The 347-nt window shown below is 66.6% G+C and carries 1 protein-coding gene; it reads left to right on the top strand.

Annotated features, from left to right (window positions below; translation table 11 throughout):
- A partial coding sequence (locus tag IO33_RS0142165; protein ID WP_209439026.1) for a GMC family oxidoreductase N-terminal domain-containing protein occupies positions 1-323 on the top strand: 323 nt, incomplete at its 5' end.
- Between the last annotated feature and the right edge of the window lie 24 nt (positions 324-347).

Genomic DNA, 347 nt, shown 5'->3' with positions numbered 1-347 from the left:
GCCACAGACAAAGCGCTTCCGACGCGTACCTCGATGAGGCGACCCTCGGCCGGGCGAATCTGAACGTGGTCACCGATGCGTTCGTTCAGCGGATCCTGATCACCGATGGCGTCGCGACCGGGATCGAATACCTGCGCAACGGTTCCATCACCCAGGCACTCGCCACCCGCGAAGTCATCCTGGCAGCCGGTGCCATCGGAACCCCGCACCTCCTGCTCGCTTCAGGTATCGGACCGGCGCAACACCTGCAGGACGTGGGCGTCGACGGGGGAGCGGCGGGCGCGGAAGAGGCGGCGGTACACGTGGTCGAGGAAGACACCTGAGCTTCTCGGCCACCTCTCGGCCAC

The sequence above is a fragment of the Streptomyces durhamensis genome (assembly GCF_000725475.1).
Lineage (GTDB): Bacteria > Actinomycetota > Actinomycetes > Streptomycetales > Streptomycetaceae > Streptomyces > Streptomyces filipinensis.
The sequence above is the reverse complement of the archived record's forward strand: the minus strand, read 5'-3'. Positions and strand labels throughout refer to the sequence as shown.